At 41.6% G+C, this 19,992-nt stretch carries 19 protein-coding genes and 1 pseudogene; 11 read left to right on the top strand and 9 right to left on the bottom strand.

All coding sequences use genetic code 11. From position 1 onward, the window contains the following. Positions 1-168: 168 nt before the first annotated feature. Positions 169-633 (bottom strand): acyl-CoA thioesterase, encoded by a 465-nt coding sequence (locus tag PTRA_RS08610; protein WP_058373465.1) that lies wholly within the window; start codon positions 631-633, stop codon positions 169-171. 121 nt (positions 634-754) lie between these two features. Beyond that, complete coding sequence (locus tag PTRA_RS08605) at positions 755-2,401, bottom strand: electron transfer flavoprotein-ubiquinone oxidoreductase (RefSeq protein WP_058373464.1); 1,647 nt, start codon at positions 2,399-2,401, stop codon at positions 755-757. Positions 2,402-2,620: 219 nt separating this feature from the next. On the opposite strand from PTRA_RS08605, the gene PTRA_RS08600 reads away from it, so the two are divergent. After that, the gene (locus PTRA_RS08600) at positions 2,621-3,370 is read left to right on the top strand and encodes an electron transfer flavoprotein subunit beta/FixA family protein (RefSeq protein ID WP_058373463.1); all 750 of its coding nucleotides are present in this window, start codon (positions 2,621-2,623) and stop codon (positions 3,368-3,370) included. Position 3,371: 1 nt separating this feature from the next. After that, positions 3,372-4,298 carry an electron transfer flavoprotein subunit alpha/FixB family protein gene (locus PTRA_RS08595; protein ID WP_058373462.1) on the top strand — a complete coding sequence of 309 codons (927 nt, stop codon included), beginning with the start codon at positions 3,372-3,374 and terminating at the stop codon, positions 4,296-4,298. A 189-nt stretch (positions 4,299-4,487) separates the two neighbouring features. Here PTRA_RS08595 and asnS read toward each other — a convergent pair whose 3' ends face one another. After that, a complete protein-coding gene (gene asnS / locus PTRA_RS08590) occupies positions 4,488-5,885 on the bottom strand; it encodes an asparagine--tRNA ligase (protein WP_011328294.1) in 1,398 nt (465 codons plus the stop codon). A gap of 304 nt (positions 5,886-6,189) precedes the next feature. Here asnS and PTRA_RS08585 point away from each other — a divergent pair, with 304 nt between their 5' ends. Beyond that, the gene (locus PTRA_RS08585) at positions 6,190-6,624 is read left to right on the top strand and encodes an ATP-binding protein (RefSeq protein ID WP_058373461.1); all 435 of its coding nucleotides are present in this window, start codon (positions 6,190-6,192) and stop codon (positions 6,622-6,624) included. A 55-nt stretch (positions 6,625-6,679) separates the two neighbouring features. Here the strand turns inward: PTRA_RS08585 and PTRA_RS08580 are convergent, their stop codons facing one another. From PTRA_RS08580 to bioA, 5 genes are all read right to left on the bottom strand, one after another. Beyond that, positions 6,680-7,699, bottom strand: coding sequence for an ABC transporter ATP-binding protein (locus PTRA_RS08580; protein WP_058373460.1), 1,020 nt, complete (start codon positions 7,697-7,699; stop codon positions 6,680-6,682). Positions 7,700-7,713: 14 nt separating this feature from the next. Then, positions 7,714-9,213, bottom strand: coding sequence for an ABC transporter permease (locus PTRA_RS08575; RefSeq protein WP_011328291.1), 1,500 nt, complete (start codon positions 9,211-9,213; stop codon positions 7,714-7,716). After that, positions 9,213-10,253 carry an extracellular solute-binding protein gene (locus PTRA_RS08570; protein WP_011328290.1) on the bottom strand — a complete coding sequence of 347 codons (1,041 nt, stop codon included), beginning with the start codon at positions 10,251-10,253 and terminating at the stop codon, positions 9,213-9,215. The genes PTRA_RS08575 and PTRA_RS08570 overlap by 1 nt, the downstream gene beginning before the upstream one ends. Continuing rightward, complete coding sequence (locus tag PTRA_RS08565; RefSeq protein WP_058373459.1) at positions 10,254-11,066, bottom strand: hypothetical protein; 813 nt, start codon at positions 11,064-11,066, stop codon at positions 10,254-10,256. A gap of 155 nt (positions 11,067-11,221) precedes the next feature. Beyond that, complete coding sequence (gene bioA / locus PTRA_RS08560; protein WP_058373458.1) at positions 11,222-12,523, bottom strand: adenosylmethionine--8-amino-7-oxononanoate transaminase; 1,302 nt, start codon at positions 12,521-12,523, stop codon at positions 11,222-11,224. Between the two features lie 100 nt (positions 12,524-12,623). On the opposite strand from bioA, the gene bioB reads away from it, so the two are divergent. The 7 genes and pseudogenes from bioB to PTRA_RS18910 form a co-directional block, all read left to right on the top strand. After that, positions 12,624-13,664 (top strand): biotin synthase BioB, encoded by a 1,041-nt coding sequence (gene bioB / locus PTRA_RS08555; RefSeq protein ID WP_058373457.1) that lies wholly within the window; start codon positions 12,624-12,626, stop codon positions 13,662-13,664. Between the two features lie 53 nt (positions 13,665-13,717). Further along, on the top strand, positions 13,718-14,869 hold the full coding sequence (locus PTRA_RS08550; protein WP_058373456.1) for an aminotransferase class I/II-fold pyridoxal phosphate-dependent enzyme: 1,152 nt from the start codon (positions 13,718-13,720) through the stop codon (positions 14,867-14,869). Then, a complete protein-coding gene (locus tag PTRA_RS08545; RefSeq protein ID WP_058373455.1) occupies positions 14,866-15,750 on the top strand; it encodes a methyltransferase domain-containing protein in 885 nt (294 codons plus the stop codon). The genes PTRA_RS08550 and PTRA_RS08545 overlap by 4 nt, the downstream gene beginning before the upstream one ends. A 50-nt stretch (positions 15,751-15,800) precedes the next feature. Further along, positions 15,801-16,484 (top strand): dethiobiotin synthase, encoded by a 684-nt coding sequence (bioD, locus tag PTRA_RS08540; RefSeq protein WP_058373454.1) that lies wholly within the window; start codon positions 15,801-15,803, stop codon positions 16,482-16,484. A gap of 154 nt (positions 16,485-16,638) precedes the next feature. Next, positions 16,639-17,508 carry a protease HtpX gene (gene htpX, locus PTRA_RS08535; RefSeq protein WP_058373453.1) on the top strand — a complete coding sequence of 290 codons (870 nt, stop codon included), beginning with the start codon at positions 16,639-16,641 and terminating at the stop codon, positions 17,506-17,508. A gap of 116 nt (positions 17,509-17,624) precedes the next feature. Next, positions 17,625-18,077 (top strand): DUF302 domain-containing protein, encoded by a 453-nt coding sequence (locus PTRA_RS08530; RefSeq protein WP_058373452.1) that lies wholly within the window; start codon positions 17,625-17,627, stop codon positions 18,075-18,077. A 49-nt stretch (positions 18,078-18,126) separates the two neighbouring features. After that, positions 18,127-18,359 (top strand): annotated as a pseudogene (locus PTRA_RS18910) (NADPH-dependent FMN reductase); the annotation flags it as partial. Positions 18,360-18,455: 96 nt separating this feature from the next. Here PTRA_RS18910 and gloA read toward each other — a convergent pair. Further along, positions 18,456-18,983, bottom strand: coding sequence for a lactoylglutathione lyase (gene gloA, locus PTRA_RS08525; RefSeq protein WP_058373451.1), 528 nt, complete (start codon positions 18,981-18,983; stop codon positions 18,456-18,458). A gap of 285 nt (positions 18,984-19,268) precedes the next feature. Here gloA and PTRA_RS08520 point away from each other — a divergent pair, with 285 nt between their 5' ends. Then, the gene (locus PTRA_RS08520) at positions 19,269-19,880 is read left to right on the top strand and encodes an excalibur calcium-binding domain-containing protein (protein WP_058373450.1); all 612 of its coding nucleotides are present in this window, start codon (positions 19,269-19,271) and stop codon (positions 19,878-19,880) included. Positions 19,881-19,992 lie beyond the last annotated feature (112 nt).

The raw sequence follows: 19,992 nt of genomic DNA, 5'->3' as shown, positions 1-19,992 counted from the left end.
ATTATTAAAAACATAAAAAAACGGCCATAAAAACCTACTTTAGTATTGGTTTTCATGGCCGTTTGTATGATACGTGTACAGCAGTGAACTTTTATTAGTTATTACTTTCTAAGCCCAATTGCATGTTTTACAAAAAGTGTGAGATTTTTACAGGCACACTTTAGTTATTTATACTTTATGCAGTAAGTTTTCCGTCTCTATTGCAATTTCTTTCATTTTTATAGCGTAGTTTTCTAATTTCAAATCTTCTTCGGTAATCGCTTTAAATGAAGGCACTGCTATTGGGTAACCAGTTTCATCCATAGCGATAAAGCTAATAACACAGTGGTTGGTTTCAACCATGTTTTGTGTTTTAGGATCGCCACAACGTACTTGAATAAATATTTGCATACTGGTTTTACCGGTATGGGCTATTTTAGCTTCCACTTCAACAATTTGGCCTACTAAAATAGGGCGTCTAAACTTAACCCCAGCCACAGATACAGTAACGCAGTAATGGCCACTCCAGCCTGCAGCACATGCATAGCCAGCTTGGTCAATCCACTTCATGACGGCTCCACCATGCACTTTACCACCAAAATTTACATCAGTAGGCTCTGCTAAAAAACGAAAAACAACTTTTGACGACGGCATAACTAATTCTCTTTTATAAACACTAGGGTAAGCATAGCGCAAAACAGGGGCACAAGCCCCTGCAAATTAGTGTAGGTTTATAATTTATATGTAAAAACATACTTTTTATTAACAATAGTAACTACATATTAGGATAATTTGGCCCGCCAGTCCCCTCCGGAGTTACCCAAGTAATATTTTGGCTCGGATCTTTAATATCACAGGTTTTACAATGCACGCAGTTTTGCGAGTTAATCACAAACTCTTTAGTGCCAGCAATTTCTTGAATTTCATAAACTCCAGCAGGGCAATAGCGCTGCGCTGGCTCATCAAATTTAACTAAGTTTACTGCAATTGGAATACTCGGATCTTTTAATTGCAAATGACACGGCTGTGACTCTTCGTGGTTAGTATTTGATAAAAATACCGACGACAACTTGTCAAAACTGAGTTTACCATCTGGTTTTGGATACACTATTTTATCGGCATCCGCTGCATCAACTAAGGTATCGTGATCTGGGGTGTTGTCTTTAAAGGTAAATGGCAAGCAACCATTAAAAATGTTTTGATCTAGGGTGTTATATGCGCCACCAACAAACTTACCTAACTTGTGCATAACAGGGCCAAAGTTGCGTGATTGCTGCAGTTCTTTATAAGCCCAAGATTGCTCAAACGCGTCTTTAAACTCGCTTAAGTCGGTATTAGCTTGCTCATTTTCTAATGCTTTAAAAATAACTTCAGCTGCCACCATACCCGACTTCATAGCAGTATGATTACCTTTAATTTTTGCAAAGTTAAGCGTACCTGCATCGCAGCCTACCAATAACCCACCAGGAAAATGCATTTTTGGCAATGAGTGCAAACCGCCTTTAGCAATAGCACGAGCACCATAAGCAACCCGTTCGCCGCCTGCTAATACATCTTTAAAAACAGGGTGATGTTTCATGCGCTGAAACTCATCAAACGGGCTTAAATGCGGGTTTGAATAATTAAGGTCAACAATCAGTCCTACCACAACTTGGTTGTTTTCACAGTGGTACATAAATGCGCCGCCGTTAGTATCGCCTTGTAATGGCCAGCCTGTACCGTGTACTACAGTGCCTAACTGATGCTTACTTTCATCAATTTGCCAAATTTCTTTTAAGCCTAAGCCATAGTGCTGCGGTGATGACTCATCATCTAGGGCAAATTCATTAATGAGTTGTTTGCCCAAATGACCACGACAACCTTCGGCAAATACGGTGTATTTAGCGCGCAGCTCCATGCCTGGCATATAACCATCTTTTTCGTTACCGTCTTTATCAAGGCCCATATCGCCAGTAATAATGCCTTTTACTGTATCGTCTTCAATAATAAGTGAATGCGCACTAAACCCTGGGAAAATCTCAACTCCCAGTGCTTCTGCTTGCTCAGCTAACCAGCGACAAACATTCCCCATAGAGACAATATAATTACCATCATTATGAAAGGTTTTTGGTGTGGCAAAGTGCGGAATAGCGGTGGCTTTTTGTTCGTTGTTAAACCAGTAAATTTCATCCTTGGCTACTTTTGTGGTTACAGGGGCGTTGAGCTCTTGCCAATTAGGCAGTAATTCATCCAGCGCTTTGGTTTCAAACACGGCACCAGAGAGTATATGAGCACCCACTTCTGAACCTTTTTCAACGACACAGATCATGCATTCTTGTTGTTTATTTTTCGCTTGTTGTGCCAGTTTTATTGCACATGCAAGACCCGCTGGGCCTGCACCTACAACAACTACATCAAATTCCATGGTTTCCCGGGTGATCATAAATACCTCTTATTTGATTGGTTAACGTACCCTATATTTAACTACACGTTAATGAAATACATAACCCATTTGATAGATGCTAATAAAAAGTTATGGGTTGTGAATGTTTAAAGGTTATTTTAGGTTGATGTTTACGTCAATAGACAGTAGTCTGATTTCATAAAATAAATAGGTTGACGTGCACGTCAGCTTGTAGGTTTAAATAACGATGGAGTCCATATGAAAGTTCTCGTACCAATAAAAAGAGTTATAGATTACAACGTAAAAGCACGTGTTAAGTCAGACAAAACAGACGTTGATTTAACCAACGTAAAAATGGCGATGAACCCATTTTGCGAAATTGCAATTGAAGAGGCTATTCGCTTAAAAGAAGCGGGTACAGCAAGCGAAGTTATTGCCGTAACAATTGGGCCAAAAGCCTCACAAGAACAGTTACGTACTGCATTAGCACTGGGCGCCGACAAAGCCATTCACATCGAAACCGATGAAAAGTTAGAGTCGCTGCACATTGCTAAATTACTTGCAAAAATTGTAGAACAAGAAGCACCAGAATTAGTTATTTTAGGTAAGCAATCAATTGATTCAGACAATAACCAAACCGGCCAAATGCTAGCAGCATTGACTAAACGTGGCCAAGGTACATTTGCTTCAAAAGTTGAAGTGGTTGATGGAAAAGTTAATGTTACCCGTGAAGTTGACGGCGGCTTACAAACAGTAGCGCTTAGTTTACCGGCTATTGTAACTACCGATTTACGTTTAAACGAGCCACGTTATGCGTCGCTGCCAAATATAATGAAAGCAAAACGTAAACCGCTTGAGGTTATTGCAGCCGATACTTTGGGTGTTGACTTAACGGCCCGCGTGCAATTAATTAGCGTTGAAGAGCCAGCTAAACGTACTGCCGGTATTATAGTTGAGGACGTGGCGCAACTTGTAGAAAAATTAAAAACAGAGGCGAAGGTAATCTAATATGAAAACACTTGTAATAGCAGAACACGATAACGGTGTATTAAAACCAGAAACCTCAAAAACAATTAACGCAGCAGCAAAACTTGGTTTTCCTATTGATGTGCTTATTGCGGGCGAAAACGTAGGTGTACTGAGCGAAGAAGTTGCGCTTATTAATGGCGTAGCTAGTGTACTGGTAGCAGATAACGCAGTTTATGCACATCAATTAGCTGAAAGTATGGCAGATTTAGTGCTATCGCTTGCTGATTCTTATAGCCACATAGTGGTAAGTGCTACCACTACAGGTAAAAACTTTATGCCGCGCGTTGCAGCCTTGCTTGATGTTGCACAAATTTCAGAAATTATTGATGTTGTTGACGCTGAAACATTTAAGCGTCCTATTTATGCGGGTAACGCAATTGCTACGGTTAAGTCACTCGATAGCAAAAAAGTTATCACGGTACGTGCTAGTAGCTTCGACTTACAAACAGAGCAAGCAAGCGCGCCAATAACAGCAGTTAATACAGTATCCGATTCTGCGCTAAGTAGCTTTGTAAGCGATGAGCAAACTAAATCAGAACGCCCAGAATTAACCGCAGCTACTGTAGTGATCTCAGGTGGTCGTGGTATGCAAAATGGCGAAAACTTTAGTTTATTACACGGAATTGCCGACAAGTTAGGCGCTGCTATTGGTGCTTCGCGCGCAGCAGTTGACGCAGGCTTTGTACCTAATGATATGCAAGTAGGGCAAACAGGTAAAATTGTAGCGCCAAACTTGTACATCGCAGTGGGTATTAGTGGTGCAATTCAGCATTTAGCTGGTATGAAAGACTCAAAAGTAATTGTCGCAATTAATAAAGACCCAGACGCACCTATTTTTCAGGTTGCAGACTACGGTTTAGTTGCCGACTTATTTGATGTACTGCCACAGCTAGAGCAAGCTCTATAAGTTAATAACTAAAAATTATATTTATAGTTATAAATTAAAGCCGCAGTGTCATTTTATGATGCTGCGGCTTTTAGGTTGTGCCTAATAAACCTAAGTTACTTAATCACTTCCTGATGTGATGGTTATTTGGACATAAAAAAACCAGCCATCGGCTGGTTTTTAATATGGTACACAGTAAGCGTTAACGTATTAGTACGTTGCGCTGCCTTTAGTACGAGGGAAGGCAATAACGTCACGTACGTTGCCCATACCGGTAACATAAGCAACTAAACGCTCAAAACCTAAGCCAAAGCCTGAGTGCGGCACAGTACCGTATTTACGTAAATCGCGGTACCAGCTGTAGTCGTCTTTGTTTAAGCCCATTTCGTCTAAACGAGCATCGAGAATATCTAGGCGTTCTTCACGTTGTGAGCCACCAATGATCTCACCAATACCTGGCGCTACTATGTCCATTGCGGCAACGGTTTTACCGTCTTCGTTTTGGCGCATGTAAAACGCTTTAATATCGCGTGGGTAGTTTTTAATAACTACTGGTGCTTTAAAGTGCTCTTCTGCTAAGTAACGCTCGTGCTCAGACTGTAAATCTACGCCCCATTCAACAGCGTACTCAAACTTTTTACCACAAGCTTTTAATATTTCTACCGCTTCGGTGTAATCAACTTGTGCAAAGTCTTTTTCTACAAATTCTTCAAGGCGAGTAATCGCTGTTTTTTCTACACGTTGTGCAAAAAACTCCATGTCATCGCGGCGCTCTTCTAGTACTGCTTTAAACACATACTTCAACATTTGCTCTGCTAGTTTTGCAATATCTTCTAAATCAGCAAAGGCTAATTCAGGCTCTACCATCCAAAACTCTGCAAGGTGGCGCGAAGTATTTGAGTTTTCTGCACGGAATGTTGGACCAAACGTATAAATTTTTGACATTGCCGACGCGTAAGTTTCACCATTTAACTGGCCAGATACAGTAAGAAATGCTTCTTTACCAAAAAAATCTTCACTGTAATCTACTTCGCCTTTATCGGTAAGCGGTAAGTTTTGCATATCAAGCGTTGATACACGAAACATTTCACCAGCGCCTTCACAGTCACTTGCTGTGATAATAGGGGTGCTTATCCATAAAAAACCTTGCTCATGGTAAAAGCGATGAATAGCTTGGGCTAAACAGTTACGTACGCGGGTTACGGCACCAATCATGTTAGTACGAGGGCGAAGGTGAGCGTGCTCACGTAAGTACTCAATACTATGACGTTTTGCAGCCATAGGGTACGAATCTGGGTTTTCTACCCAACCTAATACAGTAACTGAGTTAGCTTGAATCTCATAAGACTGACCTTGGCCAGCAGATTGCACTAAAACACCGGTAACCGACACAGAACAACCGGCTGTTAGGCTAGTGACTTCATCATAATTATTAAGTGAATTAGGAACTACCGCTTGAATAGGATCAAAACACGAACCGTCATGAACGGCTAAAAATGAAATTCCTGCTTTTGAATCGCGGCGAGTACGGATCCAGCCTTTTACTGTAACTTGGCTGTCTACCGATACCTTGCCTTTTAATAGCTCTGAAATCGCTAAATGGCTCATCTTCACTCCAATGATATAAGTTGCCTAACTATATAATTTAACTACGCACCACACGCTGGCAAAATTGCTCTTAAACGGCGCTGCACTTGAACCCTGTATCTTACCTAGTAAAGTAAGATAAAAAAACTATTGTGGGCAACTCTTTAAAAATTTTTATAAATGCGCTTTATTTTTATACAGTTTTAAGGCCTAAATGTGAGTATTGTTATTTGTTGCTCTTATGTTTACCCATTTTGTGGCATTATGAACATTCAGATATTTTTATATTAATCGTTTTACCATTACATACTAAAAAATGGATGCTATGAAACAAGTTTTTATTTTACGAGGACTACCAGGAAGCGGTAAGTCTTATTATGCGCAAAATCTTGCCGACGAACTCGCCGGTGCAGACGAAAGCCAATATGTTATTTGCTCAACCGATGATTATTTTATTAATGATCTAGGTGAATACCAATTTGATAAGTTTAAGTTGCCGCAATACCATAATTTAAATTTAGCGCGCTTTATTAACGCTTTAGCACAAAATATTCCTTTGGTGATTGTAGATAACACCAATATTAAAAAGTGGGAATTTATCGCGTACACACAAGCGGCAGTCGCTCTGGGTTATCAAGTAAAAGAAGTGATTGTGGGCGAAGTAAAAGACAAATCAATGCAGCATTTATATGCCAAGCGTAACAGCCATAACATTCCACTTAAAACTATTAGTAAAATGGCCTATATGTTTGAATGGTAATTTATACAGATTAATAAAGCCCATGTTAATGGGCTTTTTAGTGTTGCATACTTTATTATTGCGCGAGTTGTTTATAAACCGCTAGCGGGTGCGAAGTACTTAAAGATACATGTACAGCATCGCCGGGGTTTACTACTATTTCATGGCTAACGCGGCTGGTTACTACAGCTCCGCAGGCAAGCTTTATGGCACATAAGCGGCTGCCACCTTCAAAGCGTACCCAAATAACTTCGCCATTATTACCCACACTACTTTGCACTAGTAATACGTCATCGGGGCGTAGCAGCACATCTACATCGCCACTATCGCAATCAACACCGTGGGCAGGTGCATTGCCAATGCTTGTGGTTGCTTGGCCTTGGCTAAACTGGCCGCTTATAAAGCTGGCTTCCCCTAAAAAACGTGCCACAAATCGATTGTTGGGCGTACTAAAACAGCGCTCTGGTGTATCAATTTGCTGAATTTTACCGCCTTGCAGTACACCCACACGATCGCCAACCGAGAGTGCTTCTTCTTGGTCGTGCGTTACCCAAATTGCAGGTACGCCCGCTGCTTTAAGCGCGTTTCGAATATCCCAGCGCAGCATGTCTTTAAGTGCGGCATCTAAGTTAGAAAGCGGCTCATCTAATAATACAAAGTCAGGCTGGTGGGCAAGGGTGCGCGCAAGTGCGACGCGTTGTTTTTGCCCGCCTGAAAGCGTTGCCGGTTTTTTATTTCTAAACTCATCAAGGCCAAGTAACTTTATCCAATGCTCGCCTGGGCTGGTGTCTTTTAATCTAAAATAAATATTTTGCTGCACGGTTAAGTGCGGAAATAAAGCAAAGTCTTGAAACACCATACCTACACTGCGCTTTTCCGCAGGCACAGTAATTTTAGGAGTTGCCCGCCATTTACCACTGTTTATTTCGCCTTCGCTTATAGGTATAAGGCCGGCTAATGCCTGCAAAATAGTACTTTTACCGCAGCCAGTAGGGCCTACAAGCATAAGAATTTCGTTATTACCTAATGATAGGTTTAAATCGCTTACTACACGGTTACTGCCATAATCTATAGACAACTGACTTACAGATAGCATTTGTTATTAAATCCTTAATGTTCGAGCTGGTTGCGTTTTTCGCCAGTGAGCATAATAGCTAACGCGCACGCAGAAATCACCACTAATAATAACCCCGGAATAGCAGCGCGGCCAAAATAGCCGGCTTCGTATACACGCCACAAATAAGTAGAGAGGGTTTCAAACCCAGTAGGGCCAAGTAATAAGGTGGCCTCTAGCTCGCGCATCGACTCTAAAAACACTAATGCCGCACCGGCAATAATACCGCGCATAGTTAAGGGCAGAGTTATACGCATAAATGCTTCGCGTGGGCTGGCGCCAAGTACTCGGGCCGATTTTACTAAGCTTGGATCTAAGTGCTCGGTGCTGGTACGAACTGAGCCTACAGCAAGAGGTAAAAAGCGCAGCGTATAAGCAATAATAAGCAGCCCTAATGTTTGATACAAAAAGGGCAGTTGCAAGCCGCCATAAACAAGCGCTGTGCCCATTACTATGCCCGGAATACCAAAGCCAAAGTAAGTTACGCGCTCCATTACTTTACCTGCTTTGCCGCTAAGAGCCGCATGAGCAACCGGAATGGCCACAATTACAGCAACGACAGCAGCAATTGCTGAGGCATACGTTGAGTTCCAAGCAATACTAAAATCAAAGCCGCTAAAACCATCTCGTGCCAGCCACAATGAAAATATAGCTAAAGGTAAGCCAATGGCTAATAGCAAAATAGGCGCAAAAGTTATAAACATAGCACTTAACTGCCACTTTTTAGGGAATAAAATAAGTGGTCTACCTTGGCGTTCAGTGGCCGTTTTTATTTGTGATTCAATCATTAATAAAAAGCCAACAATAACCATTAATTGCAACGAGAGCATAGCCGCACGGCCTAAAGCAAAGGCGTTGTATTCCACATAAATAACTCGGGTAAAGGTATCTAAGCGCATCATTGCCGGTGTACCAAAGTCAGATAAAGTATAAAGTGCAACAAGCAAAGAGCCCGCGGCAATACCATTAACTACGCGGGGTAATATTACTTTAAATACACTTTGTGTCATCGACATGCCCAACGTACGTGCGGCGTTTACCATACTGGCATCAAGGCTGAGTAAGGACGAGCGGGTGGTCATCATTACAAACGGAAATGTGTACAAGGTCATTACTATGGCTGCGCCGCTAAGGCCGTCCATTGAGGGGGTAGGAATACCAAGTAGGTTATTTATTTCCCCCCCAGGGCCAAAAGCTGCATAAAGTGTAAACGCCCCAATATAACTAGGTATAGCTAAAGGAGCTGCAAATATAACCAGCCATAATTTTTTAAATGGTAAATGTACATAAGCGCTAATAAACGCCAATGGCACGCCAATTAAAATAGAACCCAATACAGTTAATGCCATTAACGATAAGGTATTAGCTAAAATGTCGAGATTATGGCTGTCAAATACTGAGCTTGTGTCGCTGGCAAGGGTAATTAACACATAAATAGGGGTAAGCGTAATGAGCGCTGCAAGCAGCGCCATTGGGTAGGATGCTGGTAGTCGCATTACAGTACGCCGCTACTGCGCATTAAATCGATAGTGGGGCGTAAATCGGCGAGCTGAGTTAAATCAATTTTAGGCGGCGAAATACTCGATAAAGACGGTATGCCCTGTGGCACACTAATGCCATTAACAAGCGGGATTTCGTAAGCTTCACTGGCTAAATAGCTTTGCACTTCGGTACTTAGTAAATAACGCATAAAATTAGTTGCTAACGGATCGTCACTTAAAGCTAATACACCTGAGGCATTGACCAAACAGCCCGCATCGTTTTGGGTAAAGGCTAAATCTAACTTAGCATCGGGCTTGCCCGACTTTAACCTAAGTGTGTAATAGTGATTTGCAAAACCAATATCAACTTCACCGCGCTCAACGCCCATAACTACACCTAATTCACCGGCATAGGTTTTAGAGCGCTTTTTAATTTTTTTAAGCCACTTAGCGGTTTTGTCATCACCTTCTAAAATCCGCATTGCAGTTACAAACGACTGGAACGATGCATAAGCAGGAGCCCAACCAATACTTAAATCGCTGTCGGCAATTTCCATAATGCTGGTGGGAATTTGCTCTTTAGTTAAACGCGACGTGTTGTATGGCAAAGTACGAATTCGGCCGGTTACTGGCGTCCATTCTTTATATCTAAATTGCGGCTGTAACTGAGCCGATAAATCACTTGGTATTGGCTGTGCAAGGCCAGCATCGGTTACTAAACCAATCGCGCCTGAGTCAACCGCCCAAAATAAGTCAGCACGGCGAACGCCTGCTTTTGCTTCAGCTACTATGGTATTTGCTAATGCAGCAGTTGGGCCACGGCGTATACCGAGTTTAAGGTTTGGATTTTTTTTCTCGATAGCTTGTAATACGTTTTCGTATAAGCCACCTTCACCACGCCCTAAATAAAGCGTAAGCTCACCCTCTAGTTTAGGTAAGCTATCTACAGACACAGGGTTTGCTATATTGGCCGCTAGTGCGCGAGCAAGAGGCAGTGGTAATGCACCCACAGCCCCAAGCGCTACCAGGCCTTGTATAAAGGTCCTACGCTTCACTTAAAATACATCCTTACGTGTTTTTTCGGCTTTTTCGATCAGCGTTTTAGCGCGATCTAATTTTGTGTGCATGTCGCTTATTACATTACGTACTTCGTCTACGCTTTTGTTGCTAGAAATAGCAAGTGGCAATGTTACGTTAAAGTCTTTTTCTAATATTTCAACTAAGTTAGCGTCTTGTGCTATTAGTATGCCTTCTACGCCTTCAAATAGGTGTAGGTAAGTGTCGTGTACAATTTCGGTGGCTTCGTCGTTTAAACGCTCAGCAAACTTTGCAACAACACGATCGAGTCGGTGCTTAATTTCGTCGATAGTGGCACTTTGGGTCATTTCTTTGGTTGCCGTTGTTGTTACGTTTGCTAATAAACCCTGTTGCTGAAACTTTGCCGCTAACTTAACAGCGCCAAGGCCTTGCCATAGGGCATTGTTCATAGCTTGTTGTTGTTTACGAACTTCAGTTGTTGGCTGTTTGTTTTCGATAGCCATTTTTACGCCGTAAATACCTTGCCAAATAGAAGCGTAAACAGGTACAAAATTGGTTTCTATGGCGCTGTGAAATTTAACCGATTCCCAATATTCAATAAGATCATCTGTTTTTACCGCTTTAGCACCTTTGGTATCGTAGTCGCTTACCATGGTATCGACTTTACCAACCATCCACTCTACTTCTTCTGCATAACTTTTAAGATTAGCCTGAAGATGATTAACATGCTCGCCAATAGGGCCATTAGCAAGTACCGGTTGCGTTATAAAAGCAGAGGCTAATAACAGGCTTACACCTAAGGCTTTAGCTGGTTTAAATAATAAGTTCATAAAAGAGTCCGAAAAGGTAACTGTAAATGATAGGTATTATCATATAGGTAAAGATCACTGAGATCAATACTCTAAAGGTGAGTTAAAGGGCTGTTTGTTTATTAGGGCAAAGTGTATACAACTTTTACCCCTAAAACTTTAATTTAGCGGTAAGTTTAAGCGTAATGCTTGCCTTTAATGGCGTTATAAATGGCATCACAAAGGGTTTTTATGCTGCTATGGTCTGAAATATATGGCGGCATTAAATAAATAAGTTTACCAAAGGGGCGTATCCACACACCTTGCGCTACAAAATAAGCTTGAATTTTAGCCACATCAACATTGCCAGCTTCTGCGGTTAGCTCTACCACCCCAATAGCGCCTAAAGTGCGTACATCGGCTACATCATCAAGCTCTTTGCACTTATTGAGTTGTTGCAGTTGGCTGTTTAGATCGGCAATGCGCTGCTGCCAGTTTTGCTCAAGTAGTAAATCTATACTGGCACAGGCCACAGCGCAGGCAAGCGGGTTACCCATAAAAGTAGGGCCGTGCATTAATACGCCAGCTTCGCCTTCGCTTATGCCTGTGGCTATTTTGTCATTGGTAAGAGTGGCCGATAGGGTCATAGCGCCGCCAGTGAGTGCTTTGCCTATACACATTATATCGGGCTGAATATTAGCATGCTCTACGGCAAATAATTTACCGGTACGGCCAAAGCCAGTGGCTATTTCGTCGCATATAAGTAACACCTTATATTGCGTGCATAATTTGCGTACGCAGGCTAAGTACTCAGGGTGATAAAAGTTCATGCCACCAGCATTTTGTACAATTGGCTCAATAATAAACGCCGCAACGCTCTGGTGGTGCGCTTTAAAATACGCTTCAAGCTCGGTTGCCTCAGCTTGGTTAAATTCACTATTAAATTGGCTTACCGGGGCTGGTACAAAAATATGCTCGGGTAAAAAGCCGCTGTACAAACTGTGCATTGAGTTAACTGGATCGCATACACTCATAGCGGCAAAGGTGTCGCCATGATAGCCCTTGTAGGGAGTCATTAATTTTTGTTTGTTAGTAATACCTTGGCTAAGCCAATACTGCAGCGCCATTTTTATAGCTACTTCAACACTTACCGAGCCGCTATCGGCTAAAAATACCTTAGTTAAGCTAGCAGGTGTAATGCTTACTAGCTTTTTACACAGCTCTACAGCGGGTTTATGGGTAAATCCGCCAAACATAATGTGGCTCATGGAGTTAATTTGCTCAACCATGGCGTTATTTAAAACCGGATGGTTATAGCCATGTATAGCGCTCCACCATGAGGCCATGCCATCAATGAGTTGCTCGCCTGTTTCAAGCACAATAATATTATGATTTGCATGGGTAACAGGGTAAACCATAATAGGTTTGGTCATAGAGGTATAAGGGTGCCAAATATGCTGGCGATCAAAATCTAGGTCTATCGTATTCTTTTTAATCATATGTAAACTTAAGTGGGCTTGGGTTCGTTGACAATGGTACTTCAAGAAGTAGACTAAGCCAATATCACCGTTATGAAAAAAATAAAGAGAGTAGAAAACTATGGAACTTGCACCTGTTCGTCACAACTGGACCCACAGTGAAGTTAAAGCAATATTTGAAATGCCATTTAACGATTTACTATTTAAAGCCGCATCGGTTCATCGTGCTAATTTCAACCCAAATGAAGTGCAAATTTCTACTTTATTATCGATTAAAACCGGCGCCTGCCCAGAAGATTGTAAATATTGCCCGCAGTCTGGGCATTACCGAACCGATTTAGAACGTGAACGCCTAATAGAAGTAGAAAAAGTAGTAGAACAAGCGCGCTTAGCCAAACAAAAAGGCGCTACTCGTTTTTGTATGGGGGCCGCGTGGTCAGATCCAAAAGACAGAGACATGCCGTATATTTCGCAAATGGTTAAAGAAGTAAAAGAACTAGGCCTAGAAACCTGTATGACCTTAGGCATGCTAAATAACGAAAAAGCACACGAGCTGCGAAATGCAGGGCTTGACTACTACAACCATAACCTCGACACCTCGCCTGAGTATTACGAGCAAATTATATCTACCCGAACTTTTCAAGACCGCCTAGATACCATAGGTAATGTACGCGACGCGGGTATGAAAGTTTGTTCGGGCGGTATTGTAGGCATGGGCGAGCAAGCAGCCGATCGTTATGGCTTATTAATGCAACTGGCCAACTTAGATCAACAACCAGAAAGCGTACCTATTAATATGCTGGTTAAAGTTAAAGGCACACCGCTTGAAAACGTAGACGATTTAGATCACTTTGAGTTTATACGCACAATTGCAACCGCGCGCATTATGATGCCGTACAGCTATGTGCGTTTGTCGGCAGGGCGCAACGCCATGAACGAGCAAATGCAGTCAATGTGCTTTTTTGCTGGTGCTAACTCTATATTTTATGGCGACAAACTGCTTACCACCGAAAATCCAGACGCCGATGCCGATATGGCCTTAATTAAAAAATTAGGGATGAACCCAGAAACCCGTCACGACTATTCAGATGAAGCAGTAGCCGCGTCGCTTTCATCGCAAGTGGCCGACAAAGCAACGTCTAAGTTATTTTACGAAGCATAATCATACCCATAACAATAACTAAGCTATAACTAAGCCTAGGTAAACACAGCCAAATGTCATTTGAATTTATAAATACGCATCTGCAAGCTCGCTTGCACGATGCGCTACTGCGTAAACGCCACCAAGTACAGCATGCTACGGCGCGCAAAATTACTATTAATAACAAAACCTATCTTAACTTTGCCAGTAACGACTACTTAGGCTTTGGCGATAACGCAATTGCTTTAAATGAATTACCGGCATTAGGGAGTCACAGTTCAGCGTTAGTTACCGGTTATCAAGTGCAGCAACACGCACTAGAGCAGTATTTGTGTGCGCAGTTAGGTTACGAAGCGGCCATGCTGTTTAGCTCGGGCTTTAGTGCTAATAGCAGTGTAATAAAAGCGCTGTTTCAAGATAAAACCGTAGCGCAGCACAGTGCTATTTTTCAAGATAAGCTTAATCATGCCAGCCTAATAGACGGCGCACTGCATGCTAACGCTGCTTTAATACGTTTTAATCATAACGACATGAACCATTTACGCGCCCGCTTAGAAAAATCAACAGCGCAGCATAAGCTAATTATAAGCGAAGGTGTATTTTCGATGGATGGCGACAAAGCGCCACTTAGCGAACTACTGGTGTTAGCTAAACAGCACAATGCTTGGCTAATGATAGACGACGCTCATGGCTTTGGCGTATTAGGTAAAACCGGGTTAGGCAGCTGTGAGGCGCTAAATAGCGAGCAACTGCCTGAGTTACTGGTTATTACTTTTGGTAAAGCGGTAGCCAGTAGCGGCGCGTGTGTATTAGGCAGTAAACATTTTATTGATTACATGCTGCAATTTAATCGCGATTATACTTACTCCACGGCTATGTCGCCGCTTATTGCAGGGCTTACTCTTGCTCGTATTAAAGCGATTAAAACCGCAGATGATAAACGCGCTAAATTAAATGCAAATATTAGCTACTTTAAGCAACTTGCTAAACAACATAATATTGCCGCAATGGAGTCAAGTACCGCTATTCAGCCCATTGTTTTAGGCTGCGCCGAGCACACCTTAAACGTGGCTAATAAACTTAAAAAATACGGGGTGTGGCTTACTGCTATTCGCCCGCCAACTGTTGCTCATAACACCGCACGTTTACGAATTACTCTCAGCGCAGCACATACAAAGCACGACATTAACCATTTAGTTAATAGCTTAGTAGGTGCATTAATATGATTGCTCACGCACTTTTAAATGCTGCTTCTAAAACTACACAGCCCTTTAATACAAAGCCAAATACACGGCCGTTAAATATACAATCATTATCAGCAGGGCCAATATTATTACCAAGCTGTAGCCTTAAAAAAGGGGCGCAGAGTAAGTTTTCAAAAGCGGCCAGCAGTTATAACCAGCATGCTAATGTGCAAAAACAAGCCGCAGGTGATTTATTTAAACTTATAAAAGCGCATGCAAATAGCAGCAATAAAGGCAAGCTTTGTGTCGACTTAGGCGCAGGGCCATTAGTTAATACACATACTTTGCAAACATTGTTTGGCAGCGTTATTGCCATGGATCTTAGTTTAAACATGCTACAAAGCAGTGCAATAAATACGCCACGACTATGCGCCGATATGGATAACCTACCGCTGCAAGCCAATAGTATTGATATTATTTACAGTAACTTTGCAGTGCAATGGTCGGCCGATTTTGCGCAATTATTAAAATCGCTTTATACTGCGCTCAAACCTGGCGGGCAAGCTTATATTAGCTGCGTTATTGAAGGCTCGCTTAACGAGATAAAAACCGCATTTAGCGCACTTGATAACAACAGCCATATAAATACCTTTAATAGCGAACAGTATATAAACCAATCAGTCCAAAAGTCTGGATTTACTATTAATACAATACAAAAAGCCTTGTATAGCGATGAGTTTACATCGCCATTAAATGCCATTCGCTCTATTAAGGCCATAGGTGCCACAGCGCAAAACCACAGTAATACGCGCAGAGGCTTGTTAACTAAGCACGCTTTGCAGCAGGTATGCAGCGCATATCCGCTCAAAAATAATAAAGCGCACGTGTCGTATCACGTTATGCTATTGGCACTTGGTAAATAAAAGCAGTTAAATAAAAATCGCTAAATAAAACAGCAAAGGTAAATAACGCCATGAAAGAATTTTTTATTACCGGCACCGACACCGACGCCGGAAAAACCCACGTTACCAGTTTATTACTAAAGCTACTTGCCCAACATAAAAAGCAAGCTATTGGTTTTAAACCGCTCGCGTCTGGCTGCGAAATGGCGTTTGATCAACTAGTAAATGCCGATGCACTAATATTAATGGAAAGCGCAACCGTAAGTGCCAAGTACGATGTAATTAACCCATTTGCCTTTGCACCAGCTATAGCCCCGCACATAGCCGCCGAGCAAGCAGGAGTTACTATTACTGCAGATAAGCTAAGCAGCGCGTATAAAAACGTAAAACAGCAAGGTGCCGATTACATACTTACCGAAGGTGCTGGTGGCTGGGCGCTGCCTATAAGCAACACAGATTATTTATACAATTGGGTTAAAGCAGAGCAACTGCCGGTAATATTAGTAGTAGGTATGAAGTTAGGCTGCTTAAACCATGCACTCCTTACGGCTGCACATATGCAAAGCATGGGTATAAACTGCATTGGCTGGATCGCTAATCAGGTTGATCCAAACATGGATGAGTACCAAGCTAATCTTGATTCACTTAAAGTACGTTTACCCTTTCCTATACTGGCAATAAGCCCATACAGTGAACAAACCCCTAAATTGCAAATATATAAAACACTGCTAGAAAATTTCGCACTAAACACATAAAAAACACTTGTTTTACGACATAGTTTGTCACAGAATAGCGTTGACGTTTTGACATACTGTGTCATAACGCAATGATTGCTTTTAATCAATTTAGTGCTAAACGTACTAAATATATTAATAGTACCGCAATCGATATTATTTTTTGAGGACAAGTATGAAACGTGTTTTTTTATTTTTACTAACAAACCTCGCGGTTATGTTGGTATTAGGTGTAGTGCTTTCAATAGTGATGAGTGTATTAGGACTAAGCAATCGTAGCTTAGGCGGTATGCTAATGATTGCTACTGTGTTTGGTTTTGGTGGCTCGTTTATTTCGTTATTTATGTCGAAATGGATGGCTAAAAAATCAACCGGCGCACATGTTATTACCCAACCACGTAACGAAACCGAACATTGGCTAGTAACTACGGTTGCAGCACAAGCGCAAAAAGCCGGCATTAAAATGCCAGAAGTGGCCATTTACGACAGCCCAGAAATGAACGCATTTGCCACCGGCCCAAGTAAAAACAACTCACTAGTGGCAGTAAGCACAGGTTTATTACACAGCATGAGCCAAGATCAAGCCGAAGCCGTACTGGCCCACGAAGTATCACATATTGCTAATGGCGACATGGTAACGCTTACACTTATACAAGGCGTGGTAAACACCTTTGTTATATTTGCCGCTAAAGTGCTAGCAGGCATAGTAGATAACTTTATAAACAGTAACAACGATGAACAAGAGGGCGGCAACAGCTGGACCTACTTCCTGTTCGATATGTTGTTTCAAGTAATTTTTGGCATTTTAGCCAGCGTTATTGTGGCTTATTACAGCCGCCAACGTGAGTTTGCTGCCGACAGCGGCGCTGCCAAACTAGTAGGCGCCGACAAAATGCGTTCAGCCCTTGAGCGATTAAAGCAAAATCATCCTTCGCAACTAGAAGGCTCAATGATGGCGTTTGGTATTGCCAGTGGGAAAGGTATGGCTGAGTTGTTTTCGTCGCACCCACCGCTTGACGCTCGTATAGACGCACTGCGTAAATAATGTTTTAGCGCAAAGTTATTGCATATATACCAAGCCAGCTTAACCGCTGGCTTTTTTGTGGCTAAATTACATGCTAAGTTAGTTGCTCATATGTTTAACCAAACCAGAGTTTATACATGAAACTATTAAGCACCACTTTTGTATTTGCGTTACTTTTTGTGTTTTTTCCGGCTAAAGCAACAAACGGCCTAATAACACTACAAAGCCAGCAAAGTGCCAAAGCCACTATGAATAAGTTTGAGCTACTGGCTAAAAATAAAGGACTAACAATTTTTGCACGTATTGATCACGCCGCAGGGGCTAAAAAAGTAGGGCAGCAGCTTGGCTACACCGAAGTTATTATATTTGGTAATCCACAAGACGGTACTCCTTTAATGCAGTGCGCGCAAACAATGGGGATTGATTTACCGCTTAAAGCACTTGTTTGGCAAGACCCCGATGCAAAAGTATGGTTAAGCTACAACGATCCTAGCTATTTAACTAAGCGCCATGGTGCAGGGCAATGCGCTGTTGCTACAAAGCTTGCCAATGTACTTGCAGAGCTTGCTGCACAGGCACTGCAGCCCTGAGCTTAATTACCAACCCTAAAAAAGTAATTTAAACAAAGAGGGAATATACATGAAGTTTTTAGTATTTTTAGGCACAGTACGCAATAGCAAACCACCTAAACCAGCAAGGCTTGCCGAGCGCGTAGCCCAAGCATATATAGCATATATAGCATGTAAGCGTGTTTGCAAAGCCAATTTAGTACACACGAAATAGAGCTAATCGACGCGCTAGATTACCTGCTCGAACCGGTATTTAAACCACACTTTGCTTACCCAAAAAGTAAAGATCCCTCACAGCGAAACGCTCCTAAAAAAACTAAGTTTAATTAACAACGCCTGCAAACAGTAAAGCCAGCTTAGCTGCTGGCTTTATAATTTTAAATATATAAGACCTAGTTATTACTGAGACATAATAATTTCGGTAATGCCCTCGGCCGAGAGTATTTCAATCCAATAACCGTCGGGGTCTTTAATAAACGCCAAACCTTTCATCGAGCCATCGTCTGGTTTTTTTACAAACTCTACATCGTATTTTGCAAAACGTTCGCACGCGGCGTATACATCGGGCACGCTAATACCAATATGGCCAAAGCCTTTTGGCTCTTCGTTACCACTTACATAGCCTGCAAAGCTATCGTCTTTTTCTGTGCCCCAGTTATGGGTAAGCTCAATTAGTGCAGGGCGGCGAAACACCCATTCAGCTTTGGTTTTATCATCGCCCTCAGGCAGTTGTTGCTCGTAACCTAAAAAGTACAGGGTAAACTTCATACCAGGAAAGTCGTACTTGCCCAACAACTTCATACCTAATACGTTTTCATAAAATGCTAATGACGGTTTTGGATCTTTAATTCGCAACATAGTTTGCTGCATTACATAACCTTCGGTTGCTTTAGTAACTTGCTCTGGAGATTCGTTATAGCTAGACATAAGATGATCCTTACTAAAAAATTTAAAGCACAACTGACTTATTAAGTGTTTCTAGCGCCATCATAATCAACAGCACCGCAAATTAAAACCACCCTATGTAATTCATTCGTTATTCAATCACTATTCAATAGTTAGTTAAAATACCGCTAAGCTAATGGCTATAAGTAGTTTAATTTTAAAATAACTTAAAATAAGTTTACCGAACACTTTTAGAAACGTATAGTTTGCATAAGTAACAAATAAAAAACAAATAACTAATAAAAAGTATAAAAATCAGGAACACCAATGAACAAAGGATTGTTAATGTCGTGGAACGACAACCGAGGCTATGGCTTTATTAAATCTAGCAGCGTTGCACACGACACCTTTATACACATATCTTCGCTTAAACACATGAGCCGCAAACCCAAAGTAGGCGACACCATCTATTTTGAGGTTGCCACCGATCCCAATGGTAAAAGCAAAGCCGTAAATTGCCGTATTGAAGGCGTAATCGCAAGTAAAGTAGAAAGCAAACTAGAAAAAACAGCTGCTTTTAATACACCTTTTAAAATGAGTAAAGCAAAAAAGAAGTCGAGCACTTTAGCTAACCTTGTTGCGCTGGTAATTATATTAAGCATAGGTTTTAGCGCATACAATAGGTACTTCGCAAACACTCATGCAGGCAATAAAAACAACACCCCCGTTATTACCAATGCCGACTTAACCACCTTTGCTGAAAAATATCCGAAGATAGTTACTCCTAAAAACACACAAAACTTTAGCTGCGATGGCAGACAACACTGCAGCCAAATGACCTCACGAGCCGAAGCTGTATTTTTTATAAATAATTGCCCGAATACAAAAATGGATGGCGATAACGACGGGATACCTTGTGAAAATGATTCAAGGTTTTAAATAAGTGATAATTGCAGATGCGTTTTTATAAAAAATAGATTTAATTTGACACTGTGTATAAATACAGTGTTGTAGGTTTTGTCCCATAACATTATTAAAAGTCGTTTTGGGG

It is taken from the genome of Pseudoalteromonas translucida KMM 520, assembly GCF_001465295.1.
GTDB lineage: Bacteria > Pseudomonadota > Gammaproteobacteria > Enterobacterales > Alteromonadaceae > Pseudoalteromonas > Pseudoalteromonas translucida.
The sequence above is the reverse complement of the archived record's forward strand: the minus strand, read 5'-3'. Positions and strand labels throughout refer to the sequence as shown.